Below are 17448 nucleotides of genomic sequence, written 5' to 3' on the forward strand. Positions count from 1 at the left end.
CGCCTATTCTGCGGGGTCCGCGGCCGGAGCGTCGGCTGGCAGCACCGCGTCGCGGAGGGGCGACGTCGTGTCCGACCAGTACGGCGGTGCGATGACCGTCAGCCCGCCGTCGACCGAGAGCACCTGCCCGGTGATGTACCCGGCCTTGTCCGACAGCAGGAAGTCGACGGCATCGGCCATGTCGTCGGCCGTCCCGGGCCGCTGCAGCGGGAGCTTCTCGAGCACCGTGTCCATCGGCGCCTGGCCGGGGACCTTCGTGTAGAAGTACTCGAGCGAGTCGGTGTCGATGAGGCCGCCGTTCACCGCGTTGACGGTGATCTGACGCGGACCGAACTCCACCGCCATGTACTTCATGTACGCCTCGCTCATCGCCTTGGCGGCACCGAGTGCGGCGTAGGTCGGGAACGCCCGGAGTGACCCGTACGAGGTCACGACGACGATGCGGCCACCCCGGTCCATGAGTTCCGCGGCGCGCTGAGCGCCGAGCACGAACGAGCGGGCGTTCGTGGCGTAGCTGCGGTCGAGGTGGTGCAGCTTGAGGTCGGCGACGGGCTTGAACGCGCTGGCGGCGGCGTTCGCGACGAACATGTCGAGGCGTCCGTAGGTGTCGCGCACCAGGTCGAACAGGGCGTCGATCGACTCCGGCTGCTCGATGTCGACCTGCGCCGTGATGCCGTCGCCGCCGGCCGCCTTGACGTCGGCCAGGGACTCCTCGGCCAGGTCGGCGTTGCCCTTGTACGTCACCACGACGGTGACGCCGCGCTGGCCGAGCTTCTGCGCGAGCAGGCGGCCGATGCCGCGCGAAGCGCCGGTGATCAGTGCGATGGGTGCGTTGGTGCTGTCGGTCACTGCGGTCCTTTGCGTGCGTGGGGACGGACGGGAGGCGCGGGGCGGGCCCGCCACGGGCCTCCAGTCCGGTGGTTGGTTGTGGTCTAGAACCCGGCCTTGCCGGTCACGACGGCGCGGCCGACGATCAGCTTCTGGATCTCGTTGGTGCCCTCTTCGAAGCGCTGCGCGCGTGCGTCGCGGTAGACGCGCTCGATGGCGTTGCGCTTCCAGTAGCCCTGCCCGCCGTGCACCTGCAGGGCCTTGTCGGTGACCCGGGCGAGCATGTCGACGGCGACCATCTTCGAGGCACTGGACAGGGTGCCGGCGTCGGGACGGTCGTCCTCGTAGGCGCGAGCGGCCTCGAGCACCAGGGCGCGTGCTGCGGCGATGTCGGCGTAGTTCTCGGCCAGGTAGAACTGGATCGCCTGGCGGCTGGAGAGCCGCTTGCCGAACGTCTCGCGCTTGTTCGCGTACTCGACGGCGAGCTCGTTCGCCCGCTCCGCGAGCCCGACGGCGCTCATCGCGACGGACACCCGGCTCGGCAGCAGGAAGCCGCCGAGCGCGACCTCGAGCCCCTGCCCCTCGGCGCCGAGCAGTGCGCTCGCCGGCACGGGCACGTCGGTGAAGCGCAGGATCGCGTGGTCGGTGCCGCGGATGCCCATCGTGTCGGAGTCGTCGATCACCTCGGTGCCCGGCAGCCCGTTGTTCGGCATGAGGAACGCGACCGTGCCGTCCTGGCCGCTCGTGCCCTCGAGACGGGCGGCGATGAGCCAGTGGTCGGCCTTGACGCCGAAGGTGATGAGGTGCTTCTCGCCGTTCATCACGTACGTGTCGCCCTCGCGCCGGACCGTCGTGCGGATGTCCGCTCCGGTGCCCGCGGTGGCCTCGGTCAGGGTGAACGCGACGAGCGTGTCACCGGCGACGGACGGCTTGACGACCTGCTCGATCTGCTCCGGCGTCGCGTAGGGGGCCATCGCGCGCCAGGTGCCGTTGATGACGTGCACGAGCATGCGGATGGAGGCGTGCGAGCGGGAGACGACCTCCATGATCTCGAGGTACCGCGAGAAGGGGATCGCCCGTCCGCCGAGCTCCGTCGGGGCGGCGAGGCTGAGCCACCCGTTGTCCTTGAGCTCCTGGAACAGCTCGGGGGCGACCCGGCCGGTGCGCTCGATCTCGTCCGCCCACTCCTCGCCGGGGCCGCGGACCCACTCGGTGACCTCGGCCTTGAGTTGCTGGAAGGCGGCTTCGTCGAAGCCCGTGCTCGTCTGCTCGACGATCGTCATCGTGTCTCGTTCTCCTTCGTCGCGACGAGCGCGGCCGCCTGCTCGCGCAGGATGTTCTTCTGGACCTTGCCGACCGCGTTGCGCGGCAGCTCGGTGGTGTACTCGAGTCGCTCCGGCCAGTAGTACTTGCTCACGCCGGCCGTGTCGAGGTACTGCTGCATCCCGGCGAAGTCGAGCGGCTCGTCCGCGCGGGCGTTCACGACCCAGGCGCAGGCACGCTCGCCGAGCCGCTCGTCCGGCATCGCCACGATCGCGACGTCCGTGACCAGCGGGTGCTGGTACAGCAGGTTCTCGATCTCGACGACGGGGATCTTCTCGCCGCCGCGGTTGATGACGTCCTTCACGCGTCCGGTGATCGACAGGAAGCCCTTCTCGTCGACCTTCGCCAGGTCGCCGGTCCGGTACCAGCCGTCCGCGGTGAACACGTCGTCGGTCAGGTCCGGACGGTCCAGGTAGCCCGCGAACATCGTCGGCGAGTGCAGCTCGAAGTTGCCCTCGGTCCCGGCGGGCAGCTCGATCCCCGCGTCGTCGACGATGCGGATCGCGATGCCCGGCAGCGCCCGGCCGTCGTGGCCGTACGCGTCGGCGGGGTCGTCGCTCGGGCTGGACAGGGCCCCGAGACACGTCTCGCTCGTCCCGAAGGCGCCGAGGATGGCGCTGCCGAGCACCGTGCTCGCCCGCTGGGCCAGTGCGCGGGGCACCGCAGCGCCCGTCGGCACGAAGATCCGGAGCGACTCGGGCTGCGGAGCACCGGCCTCGACCAGGTCGACGAGGTCGGTCAGGAACGGCGTCGCGCACTGCACGAAGGACGCCCGGGCGACGCCGAACGCCTGCTCGAGTGCGACCCGGCCGTCCCACACCGGCTGGATGACCTGCGGGGCACCGAGCCGGAACGCCAGCAGCATGCCGTACAGGAACCCGGTCTGGTGCGCGAGCGGCGACGGGATGTAGATGCGGTCGGCGCTGGTCAGCCCGGACTGCGCCACGTGCATGGCGGTCGCGAGCCCGAGCGTGCGGTGCGGGTGCTGCACGCCCTTCGGCTCCCCCGTGGTGCCGGAGGTGAAGAGCAGCTGGCACACGTCGTCCGGGCCGGGAGCGTGCGACGCGATCTCGTCGACGTCGACGTGCACGGCGGCGAGGGCGTTCTCGAAGTAGCGCCAGTGCCAGTCGCTCGCCACGACCCGTTCCAGGGCGTCGGCGGGCAGCGGCGGCTGGTTCGTCGGGGTGTCCCCCTGCCCGCGCGCCTCGGCGCGGAGCACGATGACGTGCTCGAGCGACAGGCGGCGGTCCTGCGCGGCGGCCTCGTCGATGACGTCGAGGAGTTCGAGCGCGGGACGGCGCTTCCGGAACACATTCGGCAGGAAGACCACGCGGGCCTTCGAACGCGCCAGCGTCATCGTGGTCTCGCGGGGACCGAACACCGGCATGATCGGGGTCGCGACGGCGCCGATCTGGATCGCACCGAGGGTGATCGACACGAACTCGCGCCAGTTCGGCAGCTGCATCGCGACGGATTCACCCGTGCGCACGCCGAGTTCGAGCAGCAGGGCGGAGACCCGGTCGGCCTCGTCCTGCAGCTCCCTCCACGTGGTGTTCACGGGCGTCGCACCGCCGACCTCGATCACAGCCAGGCCGTCGGGGTCGGTCTGGGACAGGGCGCGGACCCGCTCGCTCAGGACGAGGGGGTCGGCGTCGACGCCGGCGAGCTCGGGCACGGCGACGGCGGGCTGCGGGACGGTGGGCTGCGGGGCGGCGGGCTGCGCGGCGTGCTGCGGGGCGGTGGGCTGCGCGGTGGGCTGCGCGAGCGGCTGCTCTGTTGGCTCGGGCGCCGCGGACGTCTCGAGGGGCGTGCCCAGGTGCGTGCGGACCCCGTCGGCCTCGGCGGCGTCGATCCGGTCGTCCCGCGCGACCTGGGCTGCGAGCCGGTCGCCGACGGACATGTCGAGCCCGACGGAGTTCATCGCCTCGAGGAACGTCGGGTAGGAGATCCGGTAGGCACGCGGGTAGGTCAGGCCGGACACCCCGTCGGCACTCGACGCCGCGACCGCGAGGGACATCAGCACGCGGTGGTCGTTGAACGAGGACATCGGCGCTCCGTGCAACCCGGCCGCACCGACACCGGTGACCCGCAGCTCGTCCGCACCCTGCTCGGCACGGCCGCCCATCCGGTTCAGCTGGAGCATCGCCGCGACCCGGTCGGACTCCTTCAGCCGGATGTGCGCCACGTTCCACAGTCGGCTCGTGCCCTCGGCGAACGTGGCCATCGTGGACAGCACGGGCAGCAGGTCCGGGATCGGACGGCAGTCGACGTCGAGCGGCCGGAGCGGCGACCCGTCGTGCTCGATCCGGACGAAGCCGGTCTCCTCGTCGATCCGCATCGGGACACCCATCGCGGTCGCGAGGTCCAGGAACTCGCTCTCCGGGTGGTCGGTCTCGGCCGTCGTCGTGGCCGTCATGCCCCGCAGCAGCACGTTCGACTCGCGGGTGCCGGCCGCCGCGATGCCGAACGCTGCGGAGCCGATGTCGGGCGGGATGACGTAGTCGTGCGGGGTGGCCTGCTGGCCCGCCGGGATCCGGTACTCGAGCCAGTCGTCGGAGACCTCGACCGTCAGGCCGAACTGCCGCATCATCCGCACGGTGAGCTCGACGTAGGGCTGCTCGTTGAGCCGCCCGCCGGTGATGTGGATCCGGGTCTCGTGCTCGGCGAACGGCGCCACCAGCAGCAGCCCGGACACCCACTGCGACAGGGTGCCGGCGATCGTCACGTCGCCGCCGCGCGGACGCTTCGGCTGCACGGTGACGGGCGGGCAGTCGTTCGTCGCCTCGAGCTCCACCCCCATCTGCGTCAGCGAGGTGAGCAGCGCCTTGATCGGCCGGCGCTGGAAGTACTTCATGCCCGACAGGGTCATCGGGCGGTCGGCCAGCGAGGCGAGCCCGGTCATGAAGTAGAGCGTGGTGCCCGAGGACCCCATGTTGAGCAGCCCGTCGGCACCGCGCGAACCGTGGTCCACGACGTCGGTGGCCTGGTACCGGCCGCCCAGTCCGGTCACGTGGTACGCGTTCCCACGACGCTTGACGTCGACGCCGAGCGCGCGGAGCGTGCCCACGGTCCACTCCACCTGTCGCGTCGCGCTCACCCCGGAGACGACACTCGTCCCCTTCGCCAGCGACGCGAGCACCAGCGCGCGGTGCGCGTGGTACTTCGAGACCGGGATGTCGAGTTCTCCGACGAGCGGGGCGTTCGTCCCGCGCACCACCAACTGCATGCGTACCTCTTCCCTGTAGGAACATTTCAACGGTACGCCCACAGTGGAACTAGTTGCAGGACGATCCGCACGATCGGGACAACGCTTCGTTGTGCGTGTCCGACAAGGACCCGGGCAGGATGGACGGCATGGACATCCGCTTCACCGAGTCCCGCCCGTCGACCATCGGCGTCGAGTGGGAACTCCCCCTGGTCGACCGGTCGACCGGCGACCTCGCTCCCCGCGCCCCCGCCGTCATCGCCGCCGTGCACGAGCGGCTCGGTGACCACGACCGCGTCACCGAGGAGCTGCTGACCAACACGGTCGAGGTCGTCTCGAGCGTCCACGACCGCGTGGGGGCTGCGACGAGCGAGCTGTCCGGCATCATCGGCGAGGTCATCGACGCCGCCGAGCCGCTCGACGCCCAGGTGATGTGCTCGGGCACGCATCCGTTCGCGGTGTGGGACCAGCAGGAGATCACCCCGGACAGCGAGCACTACACGACCCTCATCGACCGCACCCGCTGGTGGGGACGCCAGATGCTCATCTGGGGCGTGCACGTGCACGTCGGCATCGACGACCGCGACAAGGCGGTCCCGATCATGAACGCGATGCTCGCCTACGTCCCGCACCTGCAGGCGTTCACCGCGTCGAGCCCGTTCTGGGGCGGCACCGACACCGGGTACGCCTCGAACCGCGCCCTCATGTTCCAGCAGCTCCCGACCGGCGGGCTCCCGCCGCAGCTCGGCGCCTGGGCGAACTTCGAAGAGGTCGTCGGCGACCTCACGCACACCGGCGTCATCGACGGCGTGAAGGACCTCCGCTGGGACATCCGCCCCTCGCCCGGCTGGGGCACCCTCGAGAACCGGGTCTCCGACGGCATCTCGACCCTGCACGAGGTCGGCGCCGTCACCGCACTCGTGCAGTGCCTGGTCACCGCCTGCTCGGACCGGCTCGACGCCGGTGAGACCCTGCCCACCATGCAGCCGTGGTTCATCCGCGAGAACAAGTGGCGTGCCGCCCGCTACGGCATGGAGGCCGAGATCATCACGAACGTCGCCGGCGACGAGCGGCTCGTGACCGACGAGGTGCACGACCTGGTGCAGCGGCTCGACCCGATCGCCGAACGGCTCGGCTGCCAGGACGAACTGCACCACCTCGACACGATGATCGAGCGCGGCGCCTCGTACCAGCGGCAGCTGCAGGTCGCGCAGGAGAACGGCGGCGACCTGCGCGCCGTGGTCCGCCACCTGGTGACGGAGTTCCGCGAAGCGCTCTAGCCGCGACCGGCCCGCCCCCGAATCGGGCGCACCTGGTCGAATCGGGCGTACCTGGTCGTTCCTTTCGACCAGGTACGCCCGATTCCACTTTCCATCGCGCGTGCGATGGGAAGGAACGTCGCGGCGCGACCCCCGCGTCCAGTCCGCGCCCACCCACCTAATCGATCCGGGTATACCTGGTCGATCCGGGCGTACCGGGTCGTTTCTTTCGACCAGGTACGCCCGATTCCACTTTCCATCGCGCGTGCGATGGGAAGGAACGTCGCGACGGGACCACGAACGGACGGGAGGCCCGGTACCAGCTGGCACCGGGCCTCCCGTCCGTCAGGTGGTCGCGACTAGCGACCCAGGAACTTCTGCAGCGACGCGAGCTCTTCCTCGGTCGGTGCCTTGCCGCCCTTGGCGCCGCCGAGGCCGAGGCCGGACCCCTGCGGAGCCTGCTGCGGCGCAGCCGCCGCGCCGGCCGCGAGGGCTGCGCGCTTGGCGGGGTTGCCCACCTTCGACTTCTTCTTGCCGCCCTGCTGCTGCTTCTTGCCGCCGTGCATGCCCGGGATCGGACCCATGCCCGGCATCTGCGGCACGCCACCGCGGGCGACGGTCTTCATCATCTTGGCGGCCTGCTCGAAGCGGTTGACCAGCGCGTTGACCTCGGTGACGGTCGATCCGGCACCGCGCGCGATGCGCAGACGGCGCGAACCGTTCAGGAGCTTCGGGAGCTCGCGCTCCTGGGGCGTCATCGACTGGATGATCGCCTCGGTTCGGACGATCTCGCGCTCGTCGAAGTTGTCGAGCGCCTCGCGCATGCCCTTGGCTCCCGGGAGCATGCCGAGCATGCCCTTGATGGAGCCGGCCTTGCGGAGCTGCTGCATCTGCTGCAGGAAGTCGTTCAGCGTGAAGTTGTCGGTCGCGATCTTGTCCGCGACCTTGCGCGCCTCTTCCTCGTCGAAGGCGCCCTGCGCCTGCTCGATGAGGGACAGGATGTCGCCGAGGTCGAGGATGCGGCTCGCCATGCGGTCCGGGTGGAACGGCTCGAAGTCGTCGAGCGACTCACCCGTCGACGCGAACATGATCGGGCGGCCGGTCACACTGGCCACCGACAGGGCGGCACCACCGCGTGCGTCACCGTCGAGCTTGGAGAGCACGACACCGGTGAAGTCGACGCCTTCCTGGAACGCACGGGCCGTGTTGACGGCGTCCTGACCGATCATCGCGTCGATGACGAACAGGACCTCGTCCGGGTCGACGGCCTTGCGGATGTTCGCGGCCTGCTTCATCAGCTCGGCGTCGACACCGAGTCGACCGGCGGTGTCGACGATGACGGTGTCGTACTGCTGGTCGATCGCGGCCTTGATGGCGTTCTTGGCGACCTTGACCGGGTCGCCGACACCGTTGCCGGGCTCGGGCGCGAACACGTGCACGCCGGCCTGCTCGCCGACGACCTGCAGCTGCTGCACGGCGTTCGGACGCTGGAGGTCCGCCGCGACGAGCATCGGGGTGTGGCCGTCCTTCTTGAGCCACTTGCCGAGCTTGCCCGCGAGGGTGGTCTTACCGGCACCCTGCAGACCCGCGAGCATGATGACCGTCGGCGGCTTCTTCGCGAACTCGAGCCGTCGCTGCTGCCCGCCCAGGATGCCGACGAGTTCCTCGTTGACGATCTGGACGACCTGCTGCGCCGGGTTGAGCGCGCGGTTGACCTCGTCGGAGAGGGCACGCTCGCGCACCGATGCGGTGAACGCCTTGACGACGTCGAGCGCGACGTCGGCGTCGAGGAGCGCCCGCCGGATCTCGCGGACGGTGCCGTCGACGTCGGACGGAGTCAGCCGACCCTTGCTCCGCAGATTGCGGAAGGTCTCGGTCAGCCGATCGGAGAGTGAACCGAATTGCGCCATGATCCGTCGATTCTACAAGGCTCCCGCCGACGGCACCGGTCCGTTCACCGCAGGAGGACACCCTCGGTCAGTTCGAGCGGTGCCCCGAGCCCCACGTCGATGACCACCGGGGCGCTCGACGGGCTCCGGTCACCGGTCGGGAACCAGCGTCGGTCGGGCGACACCAGGATCACGAGACCGTCCACGTCGCCGACCGCCGAGAACGACTCCCCCGGCGGGTTGGCGTACGGCTCGAGACCGGCGCGTCGCAGGGCCTCGACGGCGCCGAGGACGTCGGGGACCGGGACGCCGACCTCGCTGACGGAGACGAGCGGGACAGCCGTGTTCTCGCCCACGTCTACGGGCAGGTCCCGCCGCTCGATCAGCTCGAGGAGCTGCTGGTCGGGCCCCTCGAAGTAGACCGACCGCGAGTTCCAGTTCGGCGGTCCCTCGAACTCGTCCTGGTCGTGGGTACCGAGCACCGTCGTCAGTCCGGCGATCCAGGCCTTGCCCGCGTCGAACGTCCCCGTGGGGATCGTGATCGCCAGGTGCAGGGCTCCGGTCATCTCCGGCAGTTCGCGGAACACGAGGAGCGACGACCCCACCACGACGCGCACCGTGGCGTCGACGATCTCGACCGGACACCCCAGTCGTTCGTAGAACCGGGCGGTGTCGGCGAGCGATCGGGTGGCGAGCTGTACCTGTCGGATGTCCATGTCCTCATCGGACCATCTCAATCATTGTTGAGGTCAAGCACCCGGTTGTTGGACGCCGTCCAGAAACTGTCGTACGCTCGCCGCATGCCGGAACTCGAGATCGTCCGCCACCACGGCCTGCTCGACTACGCGGACGGCCTCGCCCTGCAGCGGAACCTGCACGCCGACGTCGTCGCCGGCCGCTCCCCCGGGGCCGTCGTCCTCTGCGAGCACCCGTCCGTGTACACCGCCGGACGCCGCACCGAACCGTCCGACCTGCCGACGAACGGCGCCCCGGTCATCGACACCGACCGTGGCGGACGCATCACCTGGCACGGGCCGGGGCAACTGGTCGCCTACCCGATCGTCCGGCTCGCCGAACCCCTCGACGTCGTCGCCTGGGTGCGCGACCTGGAGCAGGTCGTCATCGACGCCGCGGCTGCCGTCGGAGTGCACGCCGAACGGGTCACGGATCGCAGCGGCGCATGGGTGCCAGGCACGGACGGCTCCCCCGCCGCCAAGGTCGGTGCGATCGGCCTGCACGTCGCCGAGGGCGTGACGAGCCACGGCATCGCGATCAACTGCGACAACGCCCTCGACGCCTACGCCGCGATCGTCCCGTGCGGCATCGCGGACGCCGGGGTCACGACGCTGAGCGCCGCGGCGGCGCACGTGGGGCGTGCTCGAGTGACCGTCGACGACCTCGCGCCCCTCGTCGCGGAGCGCGTCCAACAGGCCGTCGACGGGATGCACAACGGCAGCCGGATCAGCACGACTGCCCCCAGCACCAGCACCAGCACCAGCACCGCGTCCGCCCGACAGGAGACCCTCGTATGACCCTCGCCCCCGAAGGCCGCCGCATGCTCCGGGTCGAGGCCCGGAACGCCGAGACCCCGATCGAGACGAAGCCCGCGTGGATCAAGACCCGTGCCACGCAGGGTCCGGAGTTCCGCGAGCTGTCGAGCCTGGTGCGCGACAAGCAGCTGCACACGGTCTGCCAGGAGGCCGGGTGCCCGAACATCTTCGAGTGCTGGGAGGACCGCGAGGCCACCTTCCTGATCGGCGGCTCACAGTGCACCCGTCGCTGCGACTTCTGCCAGATCGACACCGGCAAGCCGGAACCGCTCGACCGCGACGAGCCCCGCCGGGTCGCGGACTCCGTGGCGGAGATGGGCCTGCGGTACGCGACCGTGACCGGCGTCGCCCGCGACGACCTGCCCGACGGCGGCTCCTGGCTCTACGCCGAGACCATCCGGGCGATCCACGAACACTCCCCCGGCACCGGCGTCGAGATCCTGGTGCCGGACTTCAACGGACGACCGGACCAGCTGGGCCCGGTGTTCGACGCCCGCCCCGAGGTCTTCGCCCACAACGTCGAGACGGTGCCGCGGATCTTCAAGCGGATCCGGCCGGCCTTCACGTTCGAACGCTCACTGGACGTCATCACCCAGGGCCGCGACGCCGGACTCGTCACGAAGTCGAACCTGATCCTCGGCATGGGCGAAGATCGCATCGAGATCGAGGACGCCCTGCAGCGCCTGTACGACGCGGGCACGGACATCATCACGCTGACGCAGTACCTCCGACCGTCGCCCCGGCACCTGCCGGTCGCGCGCTGGGTCAAGCCGGAGGAGTTCGTCGAGCTCCGCCAGGTCGCCGAGCAGATGGGCTTCGCCGGAGTGCTGGCCGGACCGCTGGTCCGGTCGTCGTACCGAGCGGGCCGGCTCTGGGCACGGGCGACGGTGGCCCGCGGCGGCTCGGTTCCCGAGCACCTGGCCCACCTGCTCGACGCGACCCCTGGTCGCCAGGCCGTCTGACGCTCCGGACGACGCCCGGACGGACGGGAGGCGCGGTGCCAGCTGGCACCGCGCCTCCTGTCCGTCAGGTGGTGACGGCTACTTCGCGTCGGCCTCGACCGACTCCTTCGGCTGGCCGGTCGGGGTGAGCCCGCGCTCCTGCCGGCGCTTCGAGACCACCAGCGACGCGGTCGTGGCGACCGCGATCGTCAGCGCGATGAAGCCCAGCGAGAACCAGATCGGGATCTCCGGCGCCCACTCGATGTGCTCGCCACCGTTGATGAAGGGCAGCTCGTTGACGTGCATGGCGTGGAAGACGAGCTTCACACCGATGAACGCCAGGATGACGGCCAGACCCTGACCCAGGTAGATGAGGCGCTCGAGCAAGCCGGCGATCAGGAAGTACAGCTGCCGGAGACCGAGCAGCGAGAACGCGTTCGCCGTGAACACGATGAAGGCGTCCTGCGTCAGCCCGAAGATCGCGGGGATCGAGTCGAGCGCGAACAGCACGTCGGTCAGGCCGATGGCGACCATGACGAGCAGCATCGGGGTGAACAGCCGCTTGCCGTCGACGCGCGTGGTCAGGCGGTCGCCGTCGTAGTGGTCCGACGTCGGGATGATGCGCTTGAGGATCCGGATGAGCCGGGATTCGCCCTCGCTGCCGTGATCGTTGCCGCTGCGGGCCTGCGACCAGGCGAGCCAGAACAGCAGCGCACCGAAGAGGTAGAAGACCCACGAGAAGTTCTCGATGATCGTGACGCCGAGGGCGATGAAGACGCCGCGGGCGACGAGCGCGATCGCGACGCCGACCAGCAGGACCTTCTGCTGGAACTCCTTCGGCACCGCGAAGCTCGACATGATGATGAGGAAGACGAAGAGGTTGTCGACCGACAACGCCTTCTCGGTCAGCCAGCCGGCGAAGTACTCGCCACCGGCCTGCCCGCCGCCGAACACCAGGATGCCGATGCCGAACAGGATCGCCAGCCCGATGTAGAAGGCCGACCAGAACGCGGATTCGCGGATGTGGGGCACGTGCGGCGTGCGGACGTGCGAGTAGAAGTCGAACACCAGCAGCGCGAGGATGCCGGCGATCGTGATGAGCCAGACGAAGAGTGGGACGTCCACGGTTTCCTTCAGGTAGGGCGCGCCGCTGATGTGTGGGTACGCCGAGGCCTGAAGGTCTCTTCCGTCGCCCCGCACCGGAACCGGTGCCGCACGACCGGCGCCCCGGGGCCGGATCGTTCCGGACCGTACTGACGGGGTCACCGAGAGGGAATACTCCCCTTCGTGATCCCGAGCATACCGGGCACAGCGGACATGTGCCGCGCTCTAAGCTGGGAGCATGGCGAGTTCTTGGTCACTGTCCACACGGCTGCGCGGCCTCTTCCAGCGCAAGACGATCGACGAGACCACGTGGGAGGACCTCGAGACCGCCCTCATCGGCGCCGACTTCGGGCCCGACATCTCCGAGGAGATCATCGAGGACCTGCACGCCCGCGTCGACCGGTACGGCACGACCGACCCCGCCGACCTGCAGCGCATGCTCCGCGAGGTCCTCGAGGAACGGCTCTCCAAGCTCGACACCACCCTGAAGCTCAGCGCGCGGCCCGCCGTGGTGCTCGTCGTCGGGGTGAACGGCGTCGGCAAGACCACGACGATCGGCAAGTTCGCCAAGTTCCTGAAGACCTACGACCGCACGGTGCTCGTCGGGGCGGCGGACACGTTCCGCGCCGCGGCGGTCGAGCAGGTCGCCACCTGGGCCCAGCGCGCCGGGGTCGACGTCGTCCGTCCGTCGCAGCCCGGGCAGGACCCGGCGTCGGTGGCGTACCAGACCGTCGAGAAGGCGATCCGCGACCAGACCGAGATCGTCGTCATCGACACGGCCGGGCGGCTGCACACCAAGGCCGGCCTGATGGACGAGCTCACCAAGATCAAGCGCGTGGTCGAGAAGCAGACCGAGATCAGCGAGGTCCTGCTCGTCCTCGACGCGACGACCGGCCAGAACGGCCTCGCACAGGCCCAGGCCTTCATCGAGGGCGCCGGCGTGACCGGCCTCGTCATCACGAAGCTCGACGGCTCGGCCAAGGCCGGGTTCGTGCTGAGCGTGCAGGAGAAGACCGGTATCCCGATCAAGCTCATCGGGCAGGGCGAGGGCATCAACGACCTCACGGGCTTCACGCCGCACGTGTTCGTGCAGAACCTCGTCGGCTGAGCGAAGGCGGCCCCGTCGGCTGAGCGAACGCGTCGTCACGCCGAGGAGTAGCGTCCCTGACGGTCCGGGCATCTGCTCGGTCTCGTTCCAGGGATAGGAGACCCTCATGCCCGCACTGCTGATCATCGCGATCATCGTCGGCCTCGTCCTGCTCTTCAGCGGCATCTTCGTCGGTGCGCTGAAGTTCCTGCTCTGGGTGGGCATCGTGCTCATCCTGCTGGCGGTCATCGGCTGGCTGCTCCGGACGATCCGCGGTCGCGCGTAGCGACCCGGCGTCCTGTCCGGATGCACCTGACAGACGGGAGGCGCGGTGCCAGCTGGCACCGCGCCTCCCGTCTGTCCGTGGTGACGCCCACGGCTCTCCGAAAGCGACAGATCTCGGTACCGGCCCGAGGCGATTCCCGCGAAAGCGACAGATCGCCGCGAGCTGTCGGCGGAGATCTGTCGCTTTCGCGGAACGGGGTGCGAATCTCGGGCGCCTAGGCGACCGCGTCCGCCGGCTCGCGCTTCTGCACCCGCTGCCCGACGACGGCGGAGACGCCGTCCTGCCGCATCGACACCCCGTACAGGGCGTCGGCGATCTCCATCGTCCGCTTCTGGTGCGTGATGACGATGAGCTGGGACGACTCGCGGAGCCGCTCGAACACGGTCAGCAGGCGGCCGAGGTTGGCGTCGTCGAGTGCCGCCTCGACCTCGTCCATGATGTAGAACGGCGACGGCCGCGCGGTGAAGATCGCGACGAGGAGCGCCACCGCCGCCAGGGACCGCTCGCCGCCGGACAGCAGGGTCAGGCGGTCGATCTTCTTGCCGGCGGGCTTCACCTGCACGTCGATCCCGGTGCCGAGCAGGTCGGTCGGGTCGGTCAGGTTGATGGACCCCGAGCCGCCCGGGAACAGGATCGGGAAGATGACGTCGAACGCTTCCTTCGTGTCGTTGAACGCGGACTCGAAGATCGTCTGCATCTTCGTGTCGAGTTCGTCGATGATCGTCAGCAGGTCCGTCCGGGTCTTCTGCAGGTCCTCGAGCTGCTCGGCGAGGAACGCGTGCCGCTGCTCGAGCGCCTGGAACTCCTCGAGCGCGAGCGGGTTCACCTTGCCGAGCTGTCCGAGGTCGCGCTCGGCGGCCTTGAGTCGGCGCTCCTGCTCGGCACGGACGTAGGGCACGGTCTCGACGTCGGCGGGGTCGACCTCGTCGGTGGTGTCGAACTCGGGCAGGGCGGGGCCGCCGGGCAGCGTGGACTCGGCGTCGACGAGGGTCAGGTCGTCGGCGTCGGGACCCGCTTCTGCAGTTGCTTCCTCCGGTGCCTCCGGCTCGGTCACGCCCGCGACTTCGGCCGCGGCGGCCGCGGCTGCGCGCTCCGCCTCACGGTGCTTCCGCGCGCGCACCCGCGGGTCCACGAGCACGTCGACCGGCACCGGGACGTGCGGCCCGTACTCGGCCACCAGCACGGCCTCGGTCAGGCCGAGCTCGCTCTGCGCCCGGTCGAGGACGCCGGACACGTGCAGCTTCTTCTCGTAGATCTCCATCTCGAGCGAGTGCACGCCGTCGGTGATGGTCTGCAGGCGGTCCCGGAGCTCGCGCTCCTCGTTGCGGATGGTCTGCAGCTCGGTGTTGCGCTTCGACCGCTCGGCTTCTTCCGTCGCCAGCTGCACCCGGGCCTCGGCCAGCGAACGGTCGACCGCACCGAGCACCCCGGGCAGGTCGGCGAGCACGGCTTCCGCGGTCCGGATCTGGCCGCGTCGGATGACGGCGAGCCGCGCGGCTTCCTCGGCAGCGGCGCGCTCGGTCTCGAGCTGGCGTTCGAGCTGGTCGGCGCGGTTCCGTTCGGCGCGCACCCGCTCGCGTACGGTCTCGACCTGGATCCGCTGCTCGACCTCGGCGGCGCGTGCGGCCTCGAGCGCGTCCTGCAGCGCGGGACGCTCGGAGGCGTCGACCACGGGACGCTCCTGCTCGGTGAAGGCCCGGTGCGCCGACTCGGCCTCGGCCAGCACCGCCTCGGCGGTCTCGACGGCGCCGTCGGTCTCGGCCAGCGCGGCACGCAGCCGCTCGACCTCGGCCGCGGCGTTCTCCGCCTTCGCCCGCGTCGACGCACTCGTGCGGTCGTACTCGGCCTTCGCCCGCGTGTACGCGCGGGATGCTGCGTCGGCCTCGTCCGCACGGCGGCGTGCGTCCTCGACGGCACTGCGTGCGGCCTGGAGGCCCGTGGCCGCGTCCTCGGCGTCGGTCGCGATCGCGTCGCGGCGCGTCACGGCGTCGTCGCGCTCCGCGACGAGCTCGATGCGCGAGGTCACGCGCTCCCCGCCGCCGGTCACGCGGACCGCGCGGACGAGGTCGCCGGACCGCGTGACCACCGTGGCGTGCGGGGCGGCCGTGAGCACCGCCTCCAGGTCGAGGTCGTCGGTCTCCGCGACCAGCGTGTCCCGCAGGATCGACGCGAGCGCCGGCGGTCCCTGCACCAGGTCTGTGGCACGGCGGACGCCGGCCGGCAGGGTCTCGGGCAGGGCGGTGGTGACGGACGCGGCGTCCGCGACGACGACGTCGATCCGGCCGAGGTCAGCAGCGCGGGCGTGGTCGACGGCGTCGAGCGCTGCACCGCGGTCGTCCGCGAGGACGGCGTCGGCGAGTCCCTCGAGCGCGGTGGCGATCGCGGCCTCGAACCCGGGCGACACCGTCAGGGTGTCGGCCAGGCGACCGACGATGCCCGCGCGACCGGCGTCGATCAGGGCCTGCGAACCGTCGCGGACCTCGATCGACATCCCGAGCGCGGTGACCCGGGCGTCGAGGGCGTCCCGCTCGCGTTCGAGGGCGTGGAGGCGGTCGCGCTGCTCGTCGCGCGTGGTCTGGGCCCGCTCGAGCTCGGCGCGCGCTTGCTCCAGGGTCTGCGCGAGCGCGGACTCGTCGACGCCCTCGGACGGGTCGACGCCGAGTTCGGCGAGGGCCGCCGCGGCACGCTCGGCACGCTCCCCGGCCTCGGCCAGTGCCCGTTCCCGCCGCTCGCGGTCGGCGACGGCGGAACCGCGCTTCGACCGGGCGACGTCGACGGCGCTGGCGAGCCGCTGCGCCTCGAGGTCGTGCTGCGAGACCCGGGCTGCCTGGGCGGCGATGCGTTCGTCGAGGGCGTCCAGCGCGGCGCGGGCGTCCTGCACCGCGCGGGCGGTCGTCGCCGAGCCGCCCTGCATCTCGTCGGCGCGGGCGGCGAGGCGGTCGGCCTCGGCACGGACCCCGGCGACCTGCTCCTGGGTGACGGTCGGGCCCTGCTGCGGGGCGTCGGCCTGCTGCGCGAGGAACATCAGGCGCTGGTTCGCCAGGCTCGACAGGCCGCGGAGGCGCTCCTGCACGCTCTCGAGCCGGTGCACCACGGTGCGGGCGCGGTCGACGTCGTCGCCGACCATGCTCTGCTCGACGTGCTGCTGGCGCACCCGGGTCTGGTCGAGCCGCTCGGTCAGGACGATGCGCTCGGACTTGCGGCCCGCCTCGACCTCCTGGTGGTCGTGCAGCTCGCGGCGCAGGCGCACCACGTCGTCCGCCAGGATGCGGGCCTTGGCGTCGCGGAAGACCGCGGCGACCGACTGGGCCTTGCGCGCGACCTCGGCCTGGCGCCCGAGGGGCTTCAGCTGCCGCCGGATCTCACCGGCCAGGTCGGACAGGCGGGTCAGGTTCGTCTGCATCGCGTCGAGCTTGCGGAGGGTCTTCTCCTTGCGGCGACGGTGCTTCAGGATCCCCGCGGCCTCCTCGATGAAGCCGCGGCGGTCCTCCGGGGTGGCGTGCAGCACCTTGTCGAGCTGCCCCTGCCCGACGATGACGTGCATCTCACGGCCGAGGCCGGTGTCGCTCAGCAGCTCCTGCACGTCGAGCAGGCGGCAGTTCTCGCCGTTGATGGCGTACTCGCTGCCACCGTTGCGGAACAGCGTGCGCGCGATCGTCACCTCGGAGTACTCGATCGGCAGCAGGCCGTCGCTGTTGTCGATGGTCAGCAGCACCTGTGCCCGACCGAGCGGGCCGCGGGTCGAGGTGCCGGCGAAGATGACGTCCTCCATCTTGCCGCCGCGCAGGGTCTTCGCCCCCTGCTCCCCCATCACCCAGGCCAGGGCGTCCACCACGTTCGACTTGCCGGAGCCGTTCGGGCCGACGATGCACGTCACGCCCGGCTCGAACGCGAACGTCGTCGGCTGCGCGAAGGACTTGAACCCCTTGATGGTCAGGCTCTTCAAGTACATGCGGTCTCCGGATGCTCAGGTTGG

At 70.6% G+C, this 17448-nt stretch carries 12 protein-coding genes; 5 read left to right on the forward strand and 7 right to left on the reverse strand.

Annotated elements, in window-relative coordinates:
- Window positions 1-3: 3 nt before the first annotated feature.
- The 3 genes from DEJ02_RS13350 to aroA form a co-directional block, all read right to left on the reverse strand.
- Window positions 4-849 carry an SDR family oxidoreductase gene (locus DEJ02_RS13350; RefSeq protein ID WP_111033399.1) on the reverse strand — a complete coding sequence of 282 codons (846 nt, stop codon included), beginning with the start codon at window positions 847-849 and terminating at the stop codon, window positions 4-6.
- 83 nt (window positions 850-932) lie between these two features.
- Window positions 933-2111 carry an acyl-CoA dehydrogenase family protein gene (locus tag DEJ02_RS13355; protein WP_111033400.1) on the reverse strand — a complete coding sequence of 393 codons (1179 nt, stop codon included), beginning with the start codon at window positions 2109-2111 and terminating at the stop codon, window positions 933-935.
- Entirely contained in the window at window positions 2108-5377 is a 3270-nt protein-coding gene (gene aroA / locus DEJ02_RS13360) for a 3-phosphoshikimate 1-carboxyvinyltransferase (protein WP_111033401.1), read from the reverse strand. The genes DEJ02_RS13355 and aroA overlap by 4 nt, the downstream gene beginning before the upstream one ends.
- A gap of 119 nt (window positions 5378-5496) precedes the next feature.
- Here aroA and DEJ02_RS13365 point away from each other — a divergent pair, with 119 nt between their 5' ends.
- Complete coding sequence (locus tag DEJ02_RS13365) at window positions 5497-6636, forward strand: glutamate--cysteine ligase (protein WP_175330811.1); 1140 nt, start codon at window positions 5497-5499, stop codon at window positions 6634-6636.
- 338 nt (window positions 6637-6974) lie between these two features.
- Here DEJ02_RS13365 and ffh read toward each other — a convergent pair whose 3' ends face one another.
- Complete coding sequence (gene ffh, locus DEJ02_RS13370; protein WP_111033402.1) at window positions 6975-8525, reverse strand: signal recognition particle protein; 1551 nt, start codon at window positions 8523-8525, stop codon at window positions 6975-6977.
- Window positions 8526-8569: 44 nt separating this feature from the next.
- Entirely contained in the window at window positions 8570-9220 is a 651-nt protein-coding gene (locus DEJ02_RS13375; protein WP_111033403.1) for a VOC family protein, read from the reverse strand.
- Between the two features lie 84 nt (window positions 9221-9304).
- On the opposite strand from DEJ02_RS13375, the gene lipB reads away from it, so the two are divergent.
- Together lipB and lipA are read left to right on the forward strand one after the other, a co-directional pair.
- Window positions 9305-10036, forward strand: coding sequence for a lipoyl(octanoyl) transferase LipB (gene lipB / locus DEJ02_RS13380; RefSeq protein ID WP_111033404.1), 732 nt, complete (start codon window positions 9305-9307; stop codon window positions 10034-10036).
- Window positions 10033-11016 carry a lipoyl synthase gene (lipA, locus tag DEJ02_RS13385; protein ID WP_111033405.1) on the forward strand — a complete coding sequence of 328 codons (984 nt, stop codon included), beginning with the start codon at window positions 10033-10035 and terminating at the stop codon, window positions 11014-11016. The genes lipB and lipA overlap by 4 nt, the downstream gene beginning before the upstream one ends.
- Window positions 11017-11094: 78 nt before the next feature.
- Here lipA and DEJ02_RS13390 read toward each other — a convergent pair whose 3' ends face one another.
- On the reverse strand, window positions 11095-12120 hold the full coding sequence (locus tag DEJ02_RS13390; protein ID WP_110859106.1) for a TerC family protein: 1026 nt from the start codon (window positions 12118-12120) through the stop codon (window positions 11095-11097).
- A gap of 217 nt (window positions 12121-12337) precedes the next feature.
- Between DEJ02_RS13390 and ftsY the strand changes: the two genes are divergently transcribed.
- Both ftsY and DEJ02_RS18510 read left to right on the forward strand, forming a co-directional pair.
- A complete protein-coding gene (gene ftsY, locus DEJ02_RS13395; RefSeq protein WP_017888268.1) occupies window positions 12338-13207 on the forward strand; it encodes a signal recognition particle-docking protein FtsY in 870 nt (289 codons plus the stop codon).
- 106 nt (window positions 13208-13313) lie between these two features.
- Window positions 13314-13472, forward strand: a complete 159-nt coding sequence (locus DEJ02_RS18510) for a hypothetical protein (RefSeq protein ID WP_171907827.1) — start codon at window positions 13314-13316, stop codon at window positions 13470-13472.
- A 214-nt stretch (window positions 13473-13686) separates the two neighbouring features.
- On the opposite strand, the gene DEJ02_RS13400 is transcribed toward DEJ02_RS18510, so the two are convergent.
- Window positions 13687-17424, reverse strand: a complete 3738-nt coding sequence (locus DEJ02_RS13400; RefSeq protein WP_111033406.1) for an AAA family ATPase — start codon at window positions 17422-17424, stop codon at window positions 13687-13689.
- Window positions 17425-17448: the final 24 nt, after the last annotated feature.

Source organism: Curtobacterium sp. MCLR17_042 (assembly GCF_003234695.1).
Taxonomy (GTDB): Bacteria; Actinomycetota; Actinomycetes; order Actinomycetales; family Microbacteriaceae; genus Curtobacterium; species Curtobacterium flaccumfaciens.

Coding starts and splice junctions, on each gene's coding strand:
- DEJ02_RS13355 (WP_111033400.1), bottom strand. CDS start 2,111: ATGACGATCGTCGAGCAGACGAGCACGGGCTTCGACGAAGCCGCCTTC.
- aroA (WP_111033401.1), bottom strand. CDS start 5,377: ATGCAGTTGGTGGTGCGCGGGACGAACGCCCCGCTCGTCGGAGAACTC.
- DEJ02_RS13365 (WP_175330811.1), top strand. CDS start 5,497: ATGGACGGCATGGACATCCGCTTCACCGAGTCCCGCCCGTCGACCATC.
- ffh (WP_111033402.1), bottom strand. CDS start 8,525: ATGGCGCAATTCGGTTCACTCTCCGATCGGCTGACCGAGACCTTCCGC.
- DEJ02_RS13375 (WP_111033403.1), bottom strand. CDS start 9,220: ATGGACATCCGACAGGTACAGCTCGCCACCCGATCGCTCGCCGACACC.
- lipB (WP_111033404.1), top strand. CDS start 9,305: ATGCCGGAACTCGAGATCGTCCGCCACCACGGCCTGCTCGACTACGCG.
- lipA (WP_111033405.1), top strand. CDS start 10,033: ATGACCCTCGCCCCCGAAGGCCGCCGCATGCTCCGGGTCGAGGCCCGG.
- ftsY (WP_017888268.1), top strand. CDS start 12,338: ATGGCGAGTTCTTGGTCACTGTCCACACGGCTGCGCGGCCTCTTCCAG.
- DEJ02_RS18510 (WP_171907827.1), top strand. CDS start 13,314: ATGCCCGCACTGCTGATCATCGCGATCATCGTCGGCCTCGTCCTGCTC.
- DEJ02_RS13400 (WP_111033406.1), bottom strand. CDS start 17,424: ATGTACTTGAAGAGCCTGACCATCAAGGGGTTCAAGTCCTTCGCGCAG.